This window comes from Phenylobacterium sp. LH3H17, from assembly GCF_024298925.1.
GTDB lineage: Bacteria > Pseudomonadota > Alphaproteobacteria > Caulobacterales > Caulobacteraceae > Phenylobacterium.
The window spans coordinates 3,610,891-3,626,409 of sequence record NZ_CP101283.1; the positions used below are offsets into that span (position 1 = coordinate 3,610,891).

Below are 15,519 nucleotides of genomic sequence, written 5' to 3' on the forward strand. Positions count from 1 at the left end.
CGGGATTTCGGCCGGCGTCAACCCGTGGGTGCGAACACCTAGCCGAACAAGGCCTGCCGGAAGGCGTCGGCCGCCGTCAGCGCCGCCTTGGGTCCCAGCACGCTGACCGCGCAGCGGCCAGGGGTCAGCATGGCCGCGCCCAGGGTTTCCAGGTCGGCCGCGGTCACCGCATCGATCTGCCCGGCGAGGTCGGCGGGCCGGAGAGTCTCGCCAAAAAGCAGGACCTGGCCGGCGGCCTGCTCGGCGCGCGCCAGCGGCGATTCCCGCGCCATGAACATCGAGGCCTTGAGCTGGGCCTTGGCCCGCGAGAGTTCGGCGGCCTCCACGCCCGCGGCCATGCCCTGGATCTCGGCGGCAGCCACGCGGGCGAGTTCAGCGGCGTCCTTGGCCGCGCAGCCGGCGAACACTCCCAGAAGGCCGGCGTCGGCATAGGTCTCGGAATAGGCGTCGACAGCATAGGCAAGGCCGCGCTTCTCGCGGGCCTCCTGGAACAGCCGCGAGGCCATGCCGCCGCCCAGGATCTCCGCATAGAGCCGCAGGGCGAAATAGGCCTTGTCGCGGACGCTGACGGCCGGCAGCAGGAAGACCAGGTTGGCCTGCTCCAGCGCCTTCACCGCGGTCTGGGCGCCGCCCTCGAACAACGCGGGGGTGGGTGCGTCCGGTCCCTGCCCGGTGGCCCCGCCGAAGTCGCGCTCGACGATCGCCAGCAGTTCGTCCTCGTCCACCGCCCCGGCGGCGGCGACGATCAGGGCGTCCGGCGCATAGACCTTCGCCCGCCAGTCCGACAGCGCTCCAGTCGTTGCGGGCGCGATCGAGGCGTCCGTGCCGAGGATCGGGCGTCCGAGGGGTTGGCCCGCATAGGCCGCGGCCTGGGCCATCTCGAAGACAATGTCGTCGGGGGTGTCGGCGGCCTCGGCGATCTCCTGGCCAACCACGTTGATCTCGCGGGCCAGGTCGCCGGCGTCCATTGTGGGGCGCAGGACCAAGTCGGCGATCACGGCGCTGCCGAGATCCAGGCCGCCCTTGAGCGCGCGGACCTGGAAGCTGGTGCGTTCGTAGCCGGTGGCGGCGTTGAGCTGGCCGCCCTGGGCCTCGATCACCTCGACGATCTCGCGGGCCGAACGGGCGCCGGCGCCCTTGAACACCATGTGCTCCAGCAGGTGCGACCAGCCGGAATGGACCTCGTCCTCGAACCGCGCCCCGCGGCCGGCGACGACGGAGAGCGCGAGCGTCTCCAGGCCATCGATGGGGTCGCAGACGACCCTCACCCCGTTGCCGAGCGTATGGACCCTAGGCAGGCGCGTGGCCTTCGGCGAAGGCCCGGACATAGGCCTTGATGGCGTCGGCGTCGGCCGGCAGGCGATCGTAGCGCTCGGTCTTGCCCGCCAGGTGCGCGGCGGTGCGAGGCATGGTCGGTGTCTCGCCGGTGGCCGCGGCCACCGTGTCGGGGAACTTGGCCGGATGGGCCGTCGACAGCACCACCACGGGGCCGGTCAAGCCGGGCGCGCGGCGCATGCCGGCCACGCCCACCGCGGTGTGGGGGTCAATGAGCTCGCCGGTCTCACGCAGTGTCGAGACGATGGTCCGCGCAGTCTCGCCCTCGCTGACCGAGACGCCCACGAAGGTCTCGCGCATGGCGGCGTAGGCCTGGGGCGGGATGTCGATGATTCCGGTCTCGGCGAACGCGGCGAAAGCGCGGGCGGTTTCCAGGCCGTCGCGGCGCGCGCACTCGAAATAGAGCCGCTCGAAGTTCGAGGCCGACTGGATGTCCATGGCCGGCGACTGGGTCGCTGTGGTGACCCCGCGCACGTAGCGGCCCTCCTCGAAGGCCCGCGCCAGGATGTCGTTGGAATTGGTGGCCACCACGATCTTGTCGATCGGCAGGCCCATGCGCTTGGCCACGTAGCCCGCGAACCCGTCGCCGAAATTGCCGGAGGGCACGGCGAAGGAGATGCTCCGATGCGGCGCGCCGAGCGCCACGGCGGTGGTGAAGTAATAGACGCACTGGGCGACGATGCGGGCGAAGTTGATGGAATTGACCGCCGCCAGCCCCACGGCCTGCTTCAGGCTGGCGTCCTGCAGCGCGGTCTTCAGGATCGCCTGGCAGTCGTCGAAGTCGCCGGCCACCGCCACGCACGCGACATTGCCCTCGTCGGCCGTGGTCATGAAGCGGCGCTGGACCTCGGAGATCCGACCGTCCGGGAACATCACCACGATCCTGGTGTTGGCCCGGCCCCGGAACGCCTCGACCGCCGCGCCGCCGGTGTCGCCGGAGGTGGCGCAGAGGATGGTCTGGGTGCGCTTCTGTTCGCCCAGGACATGATCCGACAGCCGCGCCAGCAGCTGCATGGCCACATCCTTGAAGGCCAGGCTTGGGCCGTGGAACAGCTCGGCGATGAACCCCTGGGGGGCGATCTGCTTTAGGGGCACCACCGCCGAATGGGAGAAGGTGGCGTAGGCCTCGGCGCACATGTCGGCCAGGGTGTCGCGGGCGATCTCATTGCCGACGAAGCGCGACAGAATCTCGGTGGCGACCGCGTGATAGGGCTGGCCGGCGAAGGCGGCGATCTCGTCCTTGGTGAGGGTCGGCCAGGTCTCAGGCACATAGAGCCCGCCGTCGGGGGCGAGGCCCGACAGGATCGCGTCGATAAAGCCGACCGAGGGCGCCTGCCCGCGCGTGGACACATACCGCATCAAGCTTTCCACCTTCTCCAGAGCACGGCGGCATAGACGCCGACCAGGGCCGCGGCAAGGCCGAACCAGGTGAGCGCGTACTCCAGGTGGCGGTTGGAGATCTCGGCGGGCAGGGGCGCGGGGACCAGGGCCTTCCATTCCGGGTTGGTGGGCGTCTCCGCCATCAGGAACAGCGGCGCGGGTCCGGGCGCCTTCAGCTGGGCGGCCATGGCGGCGATGTCGCGGGAGTACCAGTGGTTGGCCGCCACGTCGTTGGCCGGCGTCACGAAACTCGGCTTCTCCGGCGCGCGAAACACCCCGACCACCTCGACCGACGCGGCGGCCGCGGTATCGACCGGCGGGCGGGCGGAGATGGTGTCGGCCACGAAGCCCCGGTCCACCAGGATGGAACCGTAGGCCGCGCCCTCCAGCGCGCAGGCTGAGACCAGGCGCACCCCTGCCTGGCCGCCGCGCACGCCGTAGACCTCGAGATAGGGCGCCGCGGCGATGCCCGGGCAGACCACCCGGGCGCGGGCGTATTCCAGGTCCTCGCCGGCCTTCACCCGCTCCAGGAGCGGCGCGAGATCGCGGGCGGGCGCCGACTGAAGGGCCGCCACCCGGGCCAGCAGATCCTGCTTCCAGGCCAGGCGCTGGAGCTGCCAGCCGCCCAGGGCCATGAGGATGCCGAGAGCGACCAGGACGCTGAGGGTGAGGCCGATCGGAAGCCGGCGGGGCGCCTGGTCAGTCATGCCGGGCTTCGGACGCCCTGTTGGAGAACTGGGCCGCCAGCATGACGCCCTTCAGCGGGCGCAGCAGGCCAAGGCAGACGCCGAGCGTCAGGGGCAGGAAGATAAGGATGTGCACCCAGATCGGCGGCGAGAATGCGATCTCGGTGAACAGCATGGCGAAGGCGCAGAGGAAGCCCGCGATCAGGATCACGAACACCGCCGGCCCGTCCCCGGAATCGGCCTTGGCCAGATCGTAGCCGCAGCTGTCGCAGGACGGCGCGACTTTCAGGAAGCCCTGAAACAAGCGCCCCACTCCGCAGTTCGGGCAGCGGCCGCGAAGGCCCGCCAACAGCGGATTGGGGCTGCTCATTCGTCAGTGGCCGCCGACTCCGCCAAACACCACGTAGATGAAGGCGAACAGGAAGAGCCAGACCACGTCCACGAAGTGCCAGTACCAGGCCGCCGCCTCGAAGCCGAAATGCTGCTTGGGCGTGAAGCCGCCGTTCATCAGCCGGATCAGGCAGACGGTCAGGAAGATGGTGCCGATCAGCACGTGGAAACCGTGGAAGCCCGTGGCCATGAAGAAGGACGAGCCATAGAGGCCCGAATTGGCCTGGGTCTCGGCGCCGAAGAAATAGTTGTGCTGCAGGATGTGGGCGTACTCGTAGGCCTGGATCGACGTGAACAGGACCCCCAGCAGGATGGTCAGGATCAGGCCGATCTGGGTGCCGCGGCGGTCGCCCTGCTGCAGCGCGTGGTGAGCCCAGGTGACCGTGGTGCCCGAGAGCAGCAGGGTCAGGGTGTTGACCAGGGGCAGGTTCCAGGCGGGAACGGTCTCGATGCCCTGAGGCGGCCAGGTGGCCCAGGCCGTGCGGACCTCCTCGATGCCGGACAGGGTCCGCGCCTCGTGGAACAGGGCCATCTCGAAGAAGATCCAGAACCAGGCGACGAAGAACATCACTTCGGAAGCGATGAACATGATCATGCCGTAGCGCAGGCCGATCGCCACGACCGGGGTGTGGTCGCCGGCGTTGGCTTCCTTGACCACGTCCGACCACCAGCCGACCATGGTGTAGAGCACGCCGGCCAGGCCGGCGAAGAACAGCCACGAGGTGCCCTCCGGCAGGCCGAACAGGCCCTTCATCCAGACCACCCCGCCCAGCGCCATCACCGTGGCGGAGGCGGACCCCACCAGCGGCCACGGGCTCGGGTTCACCAGATGGTAGTCGTGCTTGACTTCGCCGTGGGCCATTTCGGTCCTAACCCCTTTTGTATCTCACTGACGTCCGTCCCTCTCTCGAACGGACGTAAGACATTTCGCGTGACGCTATAGCCCCGCCCTGGCCGTTCCGCCAAGGGCCGAAGGATGCTTTGACGGCGCAGCCTGCGCGGTCTTGGCCTCCGCGCCGCCGCCGACCGCCGGGAAGAAGGTGTAGGAGAGGGTCACCTCCCCCTTGGTCTTGGTCTCGAAGTCCTTCGCATATTCCGGATCGACGAAGTAGACGACCGGGAATTCGATGGTCGTTCCCGCCGGTATCGTCTGGTCGGAGAAACAGAAGCACTCGAGTTTCTGGAAGTAGGCGCCGGCGGATTCGGGCACGACATTGTAGACCGCCCGGCCTGTGACCGGCCTGGTCCCGTTGTTGGTGACCTTGAAATAGGCCAGACCCGTCTGGCCGATCTTGATCGTCTGGGATGTCTGCTCGGCCGTGAAGGTCCAGGGCAGGTCGCGGACATTGGCGTCGAAGCGGATGGTCAGCTTCTGGTCCAGCACCTGATCCGGCGCGGCCTCGGCCTTGCGGACCGTGCCATCGAACCCGGTGAGCTGGCAGAAGGCCTTGTACAGCGGCACCGAGGCGTAGGCCATGCCGACCATGCCGAAGAAGAACGCGCCGCAGATCAGGGCGACACGCTTGTTGCGGGTGGCCTCGGCGGTGAGCGGCGGCTTAGAGCGGGCGGGCGGCAACACTGGCTCCCAGGCGAACGACGGTGACGATGAAGACCAGCACCACGAACAGCACCAGTCCCAGCGCCAAGGCGATGTTGCGGCCGCGGCGGGCCTTGGCGTCGGCTTGCGGGTCTTGAACAGGCTCGCTCACTGGAAGGCTCCGACGGCGGGCAGGTCGAGCAGGTGCTCGGCGAGCAAGGTGGCGAACAGCAGGGTGAGATATAGGATCGAGAAGGCGAACAGGTTGCGCGCGTCCTTGGAACTGGCCTTCACGTCGTAGAGACCGTCGTCGTTACGCTCGCCGATCCGCTCGCCCGCGCGGCTCCGGAACACCCGCCAGGCCAGGATCAGGAAGACCAGCCCGCCCATCGCGGCCACCGCCAGATAGGTCAGGCCGCCCAAGCCCGTGAAGGCCGGCACGATGCAGATCGGCGTGAACAGCAGGCTGTAGATCAGGATCTGCTTGCGCGTGGAGGCCGCGCCGGCGGTGACCGGCATCATCGGCACGCCAGCCTTCTCGTAGTCCTCGCTGGTGTAGAGCGACAGCGCCCAGAAGTGCGGCGGGGTCCACATGAAGATGATGGCGCACAGCAGCCAGGCGTTCAGCGGCGCGGCGCCGGTGGCCGCGGCCCAGCCGATGACCGGCGGCAGGGCGCCGGCGAGACCGCCGATGACGATGTTCTGCGGCGTCGAGCGCTTCAGCCACATCGTATAGACCACGGCGTAGAAGAAGATGGTGAAGGCCAGCAGGCCGGCCGCCAGCCAGTTGGTGGTCATGCCCAGCAACATCACCGAAAACAGCGACAGCACCACTCCGAGCGCCAGGGCGTCGGCGCCCTGGACCTTGCCGGAGGGCACGGGACGGGCGCGGGTGCGGCGCATCTTGGCGTCGATGTCGGCGTCGTACCACATGTTGAACGAGGCCGAGGCCCCGGCGCCGACGGCGATGCAGAGGATGGCGATGGCGCCCAGCACCGGGTTCACCGGGCCCTGCGCACAGACCAGGCCGGTAATGGCGGTGAAGATCACCAGCGACATCACCCGCGGCTTCATCAGCTGGACATAGTCCTGCCACCGGGCCGGAGAGGATGCTCTGGAGAGGGCTGGCGACATGGCCATCTAGTTACTCTCAAATCCCTCGCAAAACGACCGAGGGGCGCGCGCCGGATTGTCCCAGCCCGCGCCCCTCGTTGCGTCTCTGGGGGCGAACCCGACCTAGTGCAGGTCGGGCTTCACCACCGGAAGTTCGTTGAACTGGTGGAACGGCGGAGGGGAGGACAGGGTCCATTCCAGCGTCGTCGCGCCCTCGCCCCACGGATTGGCCTCGGCCTTGCGGCGCGAGATCATGGCGTCGAGGAGCACCAGCAGGAAGACGCCCACGCCCACCAGGGTGACCACATAGCCCATCGACGACACCTGGTTCCACAGGGTGAAGGCGTCGGGATAGTCCACATAACGGCGGGGCATGCCCTGCAGGCCCAGGAAGTGCTGCGGGAAGAAGATCAGGTTCACGCCCACGAAGGTGATCCAGAAGTGGGCCGCGCCCAGCCATTCCCGGTACTTCACGCCCCACATCTTCTCGAACCAGTAGTAGAAGCCCGCGAAGATCGCGAAGACGGCCCCAAGGCTCAGGACGTAGTGGAAGTGGGCGACCACGTAGTAGGTGTCGTGCAGGCTGTAGTCGACGCCGGCGTTGGCCAGGACCACGCCGGTCACGCCGCCGACGGTGAACAGGAAGATGAAGCCCATCGCCCAGAGCATCGGCGTCTTGAAGTCGATGGAGCCGCCCCACATCGTGGCGATCCAGGAGAAGATCTTCACGCCGGTCGGCACCGCGATGACCATGGTGGCCGCCACGAAATAGGCGCGCAGATTGATGCTCATGCCCACGGTGTACATGTGGTGCGCCCACACGACGAAGCCGATGAAGCCGATGGCGACCATCGCGTAGGCCATGGCGAGATAGCCGAAGATGGGCTTCCTCGAGAAGGTCGACACGATGTGGCTGACCATGCCGAAGCCGGGCAGGATCAGGATGTAGACCTCGGGGTGGCCGAAGAACCAGAACAGATGCTGGTACATCACGGGGTCCCCGCCGCCGGCGGCGTCGAAGAAGTGGGTGTTAAAGTTCCGGTCGGTGAGCAGCATGGTGATCGCGCCGGCCAGGACGGGCAGCGAGAGCAGCAGCAGGAACACCGTGACCAGGATCGACCACACGAACAGCGGCATGCGGTGCAGGGTCATGCCCGGGGCGCGCATGTTGAAGATGGTGGTGATGAAGTTGATGGCGCCGAGGATCGAGCTGGCGCCGGCCAGGTGGATGGCCAGGATGGCGCAGTCCATGGCCGGGCCCGCGTGGCCCGACGTGGAGAGCGGCGCGTACATGGTCCAGCCGCCGCCGAAGCCCCTGCCGGGGCCGCCGTCGACGAACATCGAGACCAGCAGCATCACCCAGGCGGCGACCAGCAGCCAGAACGAGATATTGTTCATCCGCGGGAAGGCCATGTCCGGCGCGCCGATCATCAGCGGCACGAACCAGTTGCCGAACCCGCCGATCATGGCGGGCATGACCATGAAGAAGATCATGATCAGGGCGTGGGCGGTGACCACGGCGTTGTAGCCGTGCTTGGACTGCTCGATCAGGCCCAGCAGGTTCACCGAGGAGCCCTCGGTGAAGATCTGGATGCCCGGCTCGGCCAGTTCCCAGCGGATCAGGCCCGACAGGGCGCCGCCCACCAGCCCCGCCATGATGGCGAAGAGGATGTATAGGGTGCCGATGTCCTTGTGGTTCGTGGAGAAGAACCAGCGGGTGATGAAACCGGGCTTGTGCTCGGCTTCGTCGTGATGATCGTGAGCGGCGGCTTGTGCCATCGTACGCTGTCCCAAGCTTATTTCGCCGCCGGCGCCGGAGCGGGCGCGGCAGGCGTGGAGGTCGGCGCGGGCGTCGCAGACGCGGCCGCGGCCGGAGTGGTGGTGGCGGGAGCCGCGGTCGCGGCGGCCGGAACCGCGGCGGCGTCGGCGGCCGGCGCGGCGGCGGGCGCCGGAGCGGCCGTCGACGTCGATCCGCCCTTGGAGGCGACCCAGGCGTCGAATTCGGGCTGGGTCACGACCTTGATCTCGATCGGCATGAAGGCGTGGTCGACGCCGCACAGCTCGGAGCACTGGCCGTAGAAGGTGCCGGTGCGCTCGGCCTTGAACCAGGTCTCGTTGACCCGGCCGGGGATGCCGTCGGTCTTCAGGCCGAAGGCCGGAAGGGCGAAGGCGTGGATCACGTCGGCGCCGGTGACCAGCACGCGGACCGTCTTGTTGACCGGAACCACCAGGGGCTCGTTGGCCGCCAGGCGGTAAGGCACGTTGCGGGCCTTGGCTTCGTCCTCGGGCAGCATGTTGGAAACGAACTCGCCGACCTTCTGGTCGGGCAGCTCATAGCCCCAGTACCACTGGTAGCCGGTGGCCTTAACGGTCAGGTCCGGCTTGGGCATGTCGTGATAGGCGAACAGCAGCTTGAAGGAGACCACCGAGATCCCCATCAGGATCAGGACCGGCACCACGGTCCAGACCACCTCGATCATGGTGTTGTGGGTCCACTTGGCCGGGATCGGGTTGGAGCGCTTATTGAAGCGGACCACGCACCACAGCAGCAGGGCGAGCACGAACAGACAGATGGCCGTGATCAGCGGCAGCAGGATCAGATCGTGGAAATCGTGCACCGCGTGCTTCAGCGGCGCGGCGGCCGGCTGCAGCCCAAGGCCGCCCGGCGTCGGCTGCCCCATCAATTCTTCCGCGAACGCCTGGACGCCCCAGAACGCCGACGTGGCGCCCGCGGCGGTCGCTGCCGCCCACGTCCGCATGCCCTGAACCCTAGACTTCATGTCCCCTCGGTCTGCTTGGCCGGCCGCGCCTCGCAAAAGACGATCGCCCCCGCCGACTGGAATCGAGGCGACGCCACGTAAATCGCGCGGCCCCACCCTTCGTCGGCGGTGCATACGCGCTCAATTGGGGCTTGCCAAGGCGCTAGAGCCCCCTATGGCGCGATGTCCTGACTCCGACCGGCGATATGCCGGGGCGATGGCGTCCAAAACACCGCCCTCAACCTCGTTCAGATCGACCTGAACGAGGCGATTTTCTGCGACATCACCCATCCCGGCCGAGGAGCAGGCGATCCGTCGCGACTTCGACGCCATCGCGAACATGGCGCCCGAAGCGCTGGCCGCCCGGCTGGAGACGCCGGAGAGGTGGAAGGTCGCCCCAAGGCCGTCGAACGCCCGACCGAGGCCGACGACAGCCATATGCACAAGGTGGTCGGCTACGCCCGGCCTCGCTTGGCCCAGCGGCCTTGGGGCGATGTGACGCAGACGCGCTGGCGGTGGTGGCTGGTGAGCTGGGGCCACGATCCGCTGCCGGAGAAAGGCGGATTAGACGGCGGTTTGGGGTGACGCGGCGGCCCCGAACTCCTATCTCTGGACGCTCGCCCTCTCGAAAGCAGATTGTTCGATGAACGCCCATTCCCCCGCCCCCTCGATCCTGGACTCCGCCGGCGTCTCCCCCGAGCGAGCCCGCGAGATTCTCGGGGAGGCCCTGGCGGGCGCCGACGACGGCGAACTGTTCGTCGAACGCTCCGAGAGCGAATCATTCCTGTTCGACGACGGACGCCTGAAGTCGGCGGCCTATGATTCGTCCGAGGGCTTCGGCCTGCGGGTGGTGGCGGGCGAGACCGCCGGCTATTCCCACTCCAGCGAGGTGTCCGAGGCGGCGATCAAGCGGGCCGCCCAATCCTCGTCCCTGGCCAAGCGCGGCTATTCCGGCGCCTCCGACCAGGCGCCGCGCGCCACCAACGCCAAGCTCTATGGCGAGGACGACCCCACCGCCTCCCCCGCCTTTTCCGACAAGATCGCACTGCTGCAGGAGATCGACGCCTGGTGCCGGGCGCGCGACCCGCGGGTGGTCCAGGTCATGGCCTCCCTGGCCGGCGAGCGCCGCACGGTGGAGATCCTGCGGGCGGACGGCCGGCTGATCCGCGACGTGCGGCCCCTTTGCAGGGTCAATGTCCAGGTTACGGTGGAGAAGGACGGCAAGCGCGAGAACGGTTTCGCCGGCGCCGGCGGCCGCGCCGGGTTCGAAGCCTGGATCACCCCAGACATGTGGCGGGAGCAGGCCGAGGAGGCGCTGCGTCAGGCTCTGGTCAATCTCGACGCCATCCCCTGCCCCGCCGGCGAGATGGACGTGGTGCTGGGCCCCGGCTGGAACGGCGTGCTGCTGCACGAGGCGGTCGGCCACGGGCTGGAAGGCGACTTCAACCGCAAGGGCACCTCGGCCTTCTCCGGCCGGATCGGCGAGCGCGTAGCCGCGCCGGGCGTCACCGTGTTCGACGACGGCACCCTGGCCGGACGCCGCGGATCGCTGACCGTGGACGACGAGGGCACGCCCACGGAGCGCACCATCCTGATCGAGGACGGGATTCTGGTCGGCTACATGCACGACCGGATGAGCGCCCGGCTGATGGGCCTCGACGCCACCGGCAACGGCCGGCGCCAATCCTACGCCCACATGCCCATGCCGCGTATGACCAACACCGCCATGATGGGCGGAAACCACACGCGCGAGGAGATGATCCAATCGACCAAGCGTGGCCTCTACTGCGCCAATTTCGGCGGCGGCCAGGTGGACATCACCAACGGCAAGTTCGTCTTCCAGTGCACCGAGGCCTATCTGATCGAGGACGGCAAGATCACCGCTCCGGTCAAGGGCGCCACCCTGATCGGCGACGGCCCCTCGGCGCTCACCCGGGTGACCATGATCGGCGACGATTTCGACTTCGATCCCGGCGTCGGGGTCTGTGGGAAGTCTGGGCAGAGCGTGCCGGTGGGGGTCGGTCAGCCCTCCCTGAAGCTCACCGGACTGACGGTCGGCGGCACCAGCCTGTAGGACGTGGCATCTCAGGAACCACGCTTTGTGATCGCCGATAACCTTTCGGCGATTTAATCTACCTTTCCTGGATTTAATTGGCTCTCCCCGCGTGGCGCGGGTCACTTCGCCCCCACCTGTGGGGAGTGTTACCGAATGATCCGTCACGTCGCTCTGGCGTCCACCGCCTTGGCCTCGGCCCTCGTATTCGCCGCGCCGGCCGCCGCCCAGGACGCCCAGCCGACGCCGCCCGCGCCCGCGGGCGGACAGACCGAGGGCGTCATCCGCTACCCGCCCGAATTCTTCGCCGCCAGCCTGGCCGCCAACGCCTGGGAGATGCTGTTGCGCCTGCCCGGCTTCACCCTCGACACCGGCGATACGATCCGTGGCTTCGAGGGCGGCGGCGGCAACGCCCTGGTCGACGGCCAGCGTCCGACCAGCAAGACCGACCCCTTGGATGAACTGCTGCGGCGGATTCCGACCGGCCAGATCGAGCGCGTCGAACTGATCCGCGGCGGGGCGCCGGGCATCGACATGCAGGGCCGCTCGGTGGTGGCCAATATCGTCAAGAAGCAGGGCGGCGGATTCCAGGGCCTGTGGGCCGTGGCCTTGAACCACGTCTATGACGGCCGCGACCTGCACGGCGTCCGCCTGGAGCTGTCGGGTGGCAAGGACGGCCGCAACTGGGAGACCTCGGCGCGCTACGGCTTTGGCGCGGACGACGGCGCCGGAGAGGGCCCGGGCCTCATCGTGAGCCCCACCGGCGCGGTGCTGCAACAATCCGAGATCGACCAGGAAGGTACGGTCGCGAACAAGACCCTGACCGGCGCCTACGAGACGCCGTTGCTGGGCGGCAAGGCCCGCGTGAACGCCCGCGCCTTCTGGGAGAAGTTCAAGTTCGAGGAGGACAACCACATCCTCGCCCCCCTAGGCGCGCTGGACGCCAATGACGAGGTCAACAAGCGGCTCGACACCGAGATCGGCGGCCGGTTCACCCGTGACTTCGGCGCCAAGACCTCGCTGGAGCTGGTGGGGCTCCGGCAGGACAAGGACATTGACCTGCGCGGCGACTTCACCGGGCGGTCGGGGTCGGAGATCTTCACGCTCAACCGCCAGACCTCGGAAACGATCGCCCGCGGGGTCCTCAAGCTGCGCCCCAACCCCGAACTCTCGCTGGAGGCGGGCGGCGAAGGCGCCTTCAACGCCCTGGACAGTCTCACCGGATACGTCGCCAACGGCGTGCCGGTCACCCTGCCGTCCGCCAATGTGCGGGTCGAGGAGACCCGGGGTCAGGTGTTCGGCAAGGCGGTGTGGCAGCCCGTCAAGGCCTGGACGCTGGAAGGGGTGCTTCGCTACGAAGGCTCGTCGATCTCCTCGGAAGGCGACACCAGCCTCGAGAAGACCCTCTATTTCGCCAAGCCCCGATTCGCCGCCACCTGGGCGCCCACCGCCACCACCCAGGTCCGCTTTCGCTTCGAGCGCGTGGTCGGCCAGTTGAACTTCGATGACTTCGTCGCCTCGTCCAACCTGGGCACGGGCGTCATAGTAGCCGGCAATCCCGACCTCGAGCCGGAACAGGCCTGGGTGACGGAGGCCGGGATCGAGCAGCGATTCTGGACCGATGGGGTGATCTCCATCACCCTGCGCCACTCGGCCATCAGCGACGTCATCGACCGCGCGCCGGTGTTCGCGGCGGACGGGGGCGCATTCGACGCCAAGGCGAATATCGGCGACGCCACCAAGGATGAGCTGATCCTGGGCCTGACGATCCCCTTCGACCGTCTGGGCGCCAAGGGGCTGCAGCTCAAGGGTGAGGCGACCTGGCGCGAATCCGAGGTGCGCGACCCGGCGACGGGCCGCGATCGCGAGATTTCCAACCTCCATCCCATCGATTGGGAAGCGACGCTCTCGCACGAGCTGCCGGCCCTGAAGGTGAACTGGGGGGTCGACGTCTACGGCGCGTGGCGCGAGACGGCGTACAAGACCAGCTCGATCGAGACGCGCAAGCTCAAGACCTACGTACGGCCGTTCGCCGAGTGGAGGGCCCGACCCGACATCACCATTCGCGCCGAGCTGCCGAACATCACCTCGCGGGGCTTCCGCTACACCCGCTACGACTATGCCGGTCCGCGCGGAACCAGTCCGCTGGCGCAGGTCGAGGATCGGGATATCCAGTTCGGCCGCATGTACTATGTCCGCGTCCGGAAGACCTTCGGCGTTTGAACGGCCGCCTCGAACGATGAGGGCCGGACGCTCCCGCGTCCGGCCCTTTTTCGTGGCTGGCGAACCGGCCCGAGGGGCCGCCCTTACAGCTCGGGGTGCTTGTTGACCCCGGCCCCGTGCGCCCAGTGCCGGATGAAGAAGCTGGCGGCCACGAAGACGACGCCGCAGGCTACACCCACCCAGCCCAGCTTGTTGAAGCCGTCCAGCGAGGTCGCGAGCGCCGCGCCTGGGTCCAGCACCTGGCCGCCGACGGTCTCGGTTCCCATGAGACCCGCGATCCGGCCGCCCACGAGCTGGGCGATGGAGGACGACAGGAACCAGACCGCCATCATGAACGAGACGATGGAGGCGACGGAGAGCTTGGTGATCTCCGACAGGCCCACCGGCGACAGGAAGAGCTCGCCCGTGGTGTGCAGCAGGTAGAGCATGCCCAGCATGATCAACGGCATGCGATAGGCCGAGTCGACCATCCCGGCGCTCGCCGCCCAGACCACGACCAGGAAGCCGAGGCCCACCTGGATCAGGCCCAGTCCGAAGGTGAAGGTCGGATCCAGGACCTTCCCGCGCTTGCCGAGCCACGTCCACATCACCGCGAAGATCGGCGCGAAGATGAGGATGAAGCCGGCGTTGAACGACTGGGTCTGGGCCGCCCCGATGCCCGTGTCGATCCAGGACCACCAGTTGGCGGGCTGGATGCCGGCGGCGGCGAGCTGGTCGGCGCTGCCCATCGGCAGCCCCAGGAAGCTGGTGGCCTGGGTGGTGATCGCTAGGTCGACGTTGCGCGACGCGAACAGGTTGAGCGAGGTGCCGGCCTGCTCGAACAGGGTGAAGAACACCACCGCGCCGAAGATCAGCACCATGGCGAGCATCATCCGCTCGCGTTCGACCTTGTCGCACTTCTTGACGATGAACCAGACGATGAAGGCCAGCGACGCCAGGGTCGAGAGGGTCAGGCCCCAGCCCACCAGGTCGTTGCGCTGGACCAGCAGCCAGATCGGGATGACGCCCAGGATGCCGGCCAGATAGATCAGCCATTCGCGGTTGATCGGGCCGACGAAGGGCTCCTTAAGGCGCTCCGGATTCGGCGGCTCGCCCTTGCCCTGCAGCAGGGGCTTGCCGAGGACGAAGACCACCCAGCCCAGCGCCATGCCGACCCCGGCCAGGCCGAAGCCCGCCCACCAGCCGACGTTCTGGCCCAGAAGGCCGCACAACACCGCGGCCCAGAAGGCCCCGAGGTTGATGCCGTAATAGTAGAGGGTGAAACCGGAATCCCGCCTCGGGTCGCCCTGCGGATAGAGCTGGCCGACGATGGTGGAGATGTTGGGCTTCAGGAAGCCGACGCCCATGATGATCAGCGAGACCGCCAGGTAGAAGGCGTTGACCCCCATCGGGTCGCTCTTCTTCTCCATGGTGTAGCTGCCCGCCGGCAGGACCGCCGGCAAGGGCGCGCCGGCGTCGAGGTTCTTGATCTCCAGTCCGCCGCTGGCGGCCGGTCCGAAGTCATAGGCCTTGTCGCCCACCATCAGCTTGACCGAGCGCGATTCCATGCGGCCCTCGGCCGCCACGGCATAGCTCTGGCCCTGGTAGACCAGGTTCTGGCTGGTCGGATTGCCTTCGACCGCCATGGTCATGTGGCCGGCGACCAGCAGCAGGGCGCCGAAGGCGACGGCCTTGCGGGTTCCCAGGTAGCGGTCGGCCAGCAGGCCGCCGATCAGCGGCAGAAGATAGACCAGGCTCGTATAGGACCCGTACTGGGCGCCCGCGGCCTCATCGTCGAACAGCAGGTGCTGGGTGAGGTAGAAGATGAGGATGCCGCGCATCCCGTAGTAGGAGAACCGCTCCCACATCTCGGCGAAAAACAGGATCATCAACCCTTTCGGGTGGGTCTTCAGCAACTGCAGCAGCACCGGAATCCCCGTCGCCAACGTGACGAGGATCCCCAGCAGGATAACGATATTCATGAGGGCGGTTCTTCCAATCCTTGGACGGCCGGCGCTCCCTGGGGTGTTTTCTCCCCCCGCCGGGCTAGTTTGGCGGGAGAAG

Annotated in this window: 13 protein-coding genes; 2 read left to right on the forward strand and 11 right to left on the reverse strand. The window is 67.8% G+C overall.

Translation table 11 applies throughout. The features are described from left to right. Positions 1-38: 38 nt before the first annotated feature. From M9M90_RS17830 to coxB, 10 genes are all read right to left on the reverse strand, one after another. A complete protein-coding gene (locus M9M90_RS17830) occupies positions 39-1,328 on the reverse strand; it encodes a pitrilysin family protein (protein WP_254834581.1) in 1,290 nt (429 codons plus the stop codon). Further along, positions 1,291-2,694, reverse strand: coding sequence for a threonine synthase (thrC, locus tag M9M90_RS17835; protein ID WP_254834582.1), 1,404 nt, complete (start codon positions 2,692-2,694; stop codon positions 1,291-1,293). The genes M9M90_RS17830 and thrC overlap by 38 nt, the downstream gene beginning before the upstream one ends. After that, a complete protein-coding gene (locus M9M90_RS17840; RefSeq protein WP_254834583.1) occupies positions 2,694-3,422 on the reverse strand; it encodes an SURF1 family protein in 729 nt (242 codons plus the stop codon). Before M9M90_RS17840 ends, thrC begins: the two co-directional genes overlap by 1 nt. Then, the gene (locus M9M90_RS17845; protein WP_371129868.1) at positions 3,415-3,714 is read right to left on the reverse strand and encodes a DUF983 domain-containing protein; all 300 of its coding nucleotides are present in this window, start codon (positions 3,712-3,714) and stop codon (positions 3,415-3,417) included. The genes M9M90_RS17840 and M9M90_RS17845 overlap by 8 nt, the downstream gene beginning before the upstream one ends. A 60-nt stretch (positions 3,715-3,774) precedes the next feature. Next, positions 3,775-4,653 (reverse strand): cytochrome c oxidase subunit 3, encoded by an 879-nt coding sequence (locus M9M90_RS17850; protein WP_254834585.1) that lies wholly within the window; start codon positions 4,651-4,653, stop codon positions 3,775-3,777. Positions 4,654-4,728: 75 nt separating this feature from the next. Continuing rightward, positions 4,729-5,277, reverse strand: a complete 549-nt coding sequence (locus tag M9M90_RS17855; protein ID WP_254837160.1) for a cytochrome c oxidase assembly protein — start codon at positions 5,275-5,277, stop codon at positions 4,729-4,731. 70 nt (positions 5,278-5,347) lie between these two features. Beyond that, the gene (locus M9M90_RS17860; protein WP_254834586.1) at positions 5,348-5,500 is read right to left on the reverse strand and encodes a hypothetical protein; all 153 of its coding nucleotides are present in this window, start codon (positions 5,498-5,500) and stop codon (positions 5,348-5,350) included. Then, the gene (cyoE, locus tag M9M90_RS17865; RefSeq protein WP_254834587.1) at positions 5,497-6,468 is read right to left on the reverse strand and encodes a heme o synthase; all 972 of its coding nucleotides are present in this window, start codon (positions 6,466-6,468) and stop codon (positions 5,497-5,499) included. Before cyoE ends, M9M90_RS17860 begins: the two co-directional genes overlap by 4 nt. A 96-nt stretch (positions 6,469-6,564) precedes the next feature. Beyond that, complete coding sequence (gene ctaD, locus M9M90_RS17870; RefSeq protein ID WP_254834588.1) at positions 6,565-8,220, reverse strand: cytochrome c oxidase subunit I; 1,656 nt, start codon at positions 8,218-8,220, stop codon at positions 6,565-6,567. A 17-nt stretch (positions 8,221-8,237) separates the two neighbouring features. Continuing rightward, on the reverse strand, positions 8,238-9,221 hold the full coding sequence (gene coxB, locus M9M90_RS17875) for a cytochrome c oxidase subunit II (protein WP_254834589.1): 984 nt from the start codon (positions 9,219-9,221) through the stop codon (positions 8,238-8,240). Positions 9,222-9,843: 622 nt separating this feature from the next. Here coxB and tldD point away from each other — a divergent pair. Then, on the forward strand, positions 9,844-11,274 hold the full coding sequence (tldD, locus tag M9M90_RS17880; RefSeq protein WP_254834590.1) for a metalloprotease TldD: 1,431 nt from the start codon (positions 9,844-9,846) through the stop codon (positions 11,272-11,274). A 135-nt stretch (positions 11,275-11,409) separates the two neighbouring features. Continuing rightward, a complete protein-coding gene (locus M9M90_RS17885) occupies positions 11,410-13,476 on the forward strand; it encodes a TonB-dependent siderophore receptor (RefSeq protein WP_254834591.1) in 2,067 nt (688 codons plus the stop codon). An 83-nt stretch (positions 13,477-13,559) separates the two neighbouring features. Here the strand turns inward: M9M90_RS17885 and M9M90_RS17890 are convergent, their stop codons facing one another. Further along, positions 13,560-15,437: a peptide MFS transporter gene (locus tag M9M90_RS17890; RefSeq protein ID WP_254834592.1), complete on the reverse strand. Its 1,878-nt coding sequence runs from the start codon at positions 15,435-15,437 to the stop codon at positions 13,560-13,562. Positions 15,438-15,519: the final 82 nt, after the last annotated feature.

Coding starts and splice junctions, on each gene's coding strand:
- M9M90_RS17830 (WP_254834581.1), bottom strand. CDS start 1,328: ATGTCCGGGCCTTCGCCGAAGGCCACGCGCCTGCCTAGGGTCCATACG.
- thrC (WP_254834582.1), bottom strand. CDS start 2,694: ATGCGGTATGTGTCCACGCGCGGGCAGGCGCCCTCGGTCGGCTTTATC.
- M9M90_RS17840 (WP_254834583.1), bottom strand. CDS start 3,422: ATGACTGACCAGGCGCCCCGCCGGCTTCCGATCGGCCTCACCCTCAGC.
- M9M90_RS17850 (WP_254834585.1), bottom strand. CDS start 4,653: ATGGCCCACGGCGAAGTCAAGCACGACTACCATCTGGTGAACCCGAGC.
- M9M90_RS17855 (WP_254837160.1), bottom strand. CDS start 5,277: ATGGTCGGCATGGCCTACGCCTCGGTGCCGCTGTACAAGGCCTTCTGC.
- cyoE (WP_254834587.1), bottom strand. CDS start 6,468: ATGGCCATGTCGCCAGCCCTCTCCAGAGCATCCTCTCCGGCCCGGTGG.
- ctaD (WP_254834588.1), bottom strand. CDS start 8,220: ATGGCACAAGCCGCCGCTCACGATCATCACGACGAAGCCGAGCACAAG.
- coxB (WP_254834589.1), bottom strand. CDS start 9,221: ATGAAGTCTAGGGTTCAGGGCATGCGGACGTGGGCGGCAGCGACCGCC.
- tldD (WP_254834590.1), top strand. CDS start 9,844: ATGAACGCCCATTCCCCCGCCCCCTCGATCCTGGACTCCGCCGGCGTC.
- M9M90_RS17885 (WP_254834591.1), top strand. CDS start 11,410: ATGATCCGTCACGTCGCTCTGGCGTCCACCGCCTTGGCCTCGGCCCTC.
- M9M90_RS17890 (WP_254834592.1), bottom strand. CDS start 15,437: ATGAATATCGTTATCCTGCTGGGGATCCTCGTCACGTTGGCGACGGGG.